At 40.8% G+C, this 1,692-nt stretch carries 3 protein-coding genes and 1 pseudogene; all 4 read left to right on the plus strand.

Annotation, left to right across the window (positions count from 1 at the left end):
- Window positions 1-727 (plus strand): translation initiation factor IF-2 (locus WB217_RS07355; protein ID WP_423992057.1); only part of this gene is annotated, 727 nt, incomplete at its 5' end.
- The gene (locus tag WB217_RS07360; protein WP_423992059.1) at window positions 724-1,002 is read left to right on the plus strand and encodes a DUF503 domain-containing protein; all 279 of its coding nucleotides are present in this window, start codon (window positions 724-726) and stop codon (window positions 1,000-1,002) included. The genes WB217_RS07355 and WB217_RS07360, both read left to right, overlap by 4 nt.
- Before the next feature lie 22 nt (window positions 1,003-1,024).
- Entirely contained in the window at window positions 1,025-1,381 is a 357-nt protein-coding gene (gene rbfA / locus WB217_RS07365; RefSeq protein WP_269924776.1) for a 30S ribosome-binding factor RbfA, read from the plus strand.
- A gap of 67 nt (window positions 1,382-1,448) precedes the next feature.
- Window positions 1,449-1,692: pseudogene (gene truB, locus WB217_RS07370) on the plus strand (tRNA pseudouridine(55) synthase TruB); the annotation flags it as partial.

Genomic DNA, 1,692 nt, shown 5'->3' on the forward strand with positions numbered 1-1,692 from the left:
GAAAACAGCCCGTCAAGTTGGGGAATCGCGTGCATCTACTGCTCTTCAAGCTCAACGCTCTGAAAAAACTCGAGTAACGCTTGATAATCTATTTGATCAAATGAAGCAAGGTGAAATGAAAGAATTAAACCTAATTGTAAAAGCAGACGTACAAGGTTCTGTTGAAGCAATGGCCGCATCTCTGATGAAACTTGACGTTGAAGGTGTTAACGTACGTATCATTCATACTGGTGCTGGTGCGATTACTGAATCAGATATTTCACTTGCCTCAGCTTCCAATGCGATTGTAATTGGTTTCAACGTACGACCTGATACCAATGCAAAACGTGCAGCTGAAGCTGAAGGAGTAGACATTCGTCTGCACCGTGTAATTTATAAAGTAATTGAGGAAATTGAAGCGGCAATGACTGGCTTACTTGATCCTGAATTCCAAGAAAAAATTATCGGTCAGGCTGAAGTTCGTGAAACGTTTAAAGTTACGAAAATCGGTACGATTGCCGGAAGTTATGTAACAGAAGGTAAAATTAGCCGAGATAGTGGCGTTCGTGTTATCCGTGACAGCATTGTCGTATTTGAAGGCGAGTTAGAATCACTAAAACGCTTCAAAGATGATGTAAAAGAAGTGGCACGTGGGTATGAATGTGGTATTACTGTGAAAAACTACAATGATGTCAAAGAAGGCGACATTATTGCAGCATTCGTAATGGAAGAAATTAAACGTAAATGATTGCCTACGCGGAATGCGAGTTTATCATTCCGACGTCGCATTCGTTAAAAGAGAAGCGCGCTGTTCTGCAGCGCATGCTTACTCGAACGAAGCAAAAGTTTAATGTATCGATTTCTGAGATTGATCACCAGGATTTATGGCAAAGGACTCGCATTGCGATTGTTTGTGTTGCATCATCCATTGATGCAAGTGATCGCGAGTTAACTCATGCCATTCACTACCTGGAATCAAATCCAGAGTGGGAACGAACTGAAACCATCCGTGAACATTTATAGATAGAACAGAGGTGAAGCCATCATGGCGAATCGCTCAAATCGAGTAGCAGAACAAATGAAAAAAGAACTTGGCGAAATTATTGCTCGCAGACTTAAAGATCCCCGCATTGGGTTTGTCACTGTAACAGACGTCGAAGTTACTGGTGATCTACAACAAGCAACGGTCTATATTACTGTTCTAGGTGATGATAGAAAACGTCAAGAAACGTTAAAAGGTTTAGCTAAAGCTAAAGGATTTATCCGTACAGAAATTGGCCAACGAATTCGATTGCGTAAGACACCAGAGCTTATGTTTGAATTTGATGAGTCATCTGCTTACGGTAATAAAATTGACACTTTACTAAGACAGATTAACGATACAACTGAAGAAACTGAGTAACAAAAAGAAGTCTGCTTTTTATAAGCAGGCTTTTTCTAAATTACATATGTAAAAGGAGTGGGAACGAATGCAAAATGGCATTCTTCCGCTATGGAAAGAACAAGGGATGACATCACACGATTGCGTCTTTAAGTTGCGAAAAATATTGAGAATGAAACGCATCGGTCATACAGGGACTCTCGATCCAAGTGTGGAAGGAGTCTTGCCCATCTGTTTAGGAGAGTCAACCAAAGTAGCGGAGTATCTTACAAACGCAGGGAAAACTTACGAAGCAGAAGTAACAATTGGTACATCAACCACCACTGAAGACG

The sequence above is a fragment of the Mesobacillus sp. genome, from assembly GCF_049588175.1.
Lineage (GTDB): Bacteria > Bacillota > Bacilli > Bacillales > Cytobacillaceae > Mesobacillus.

What these genes read in the sequence shown, in the direction of transcription:
- rbfA (WP_269924776.1), top strand. Translation starts at nt 1,025, where the DNA reads ATGGCGAATCGCTCAAATCGAGTAGCAGAACAAATGAAAAAAGAACTT.
- WB217_RS07360 (WP_423992059.1), top strand. Translation starts at nt 724, where the DNA reads ATGATTGCCTACGCGGAATGCGAGTTTATCATTCCGACGTCGCATTCG.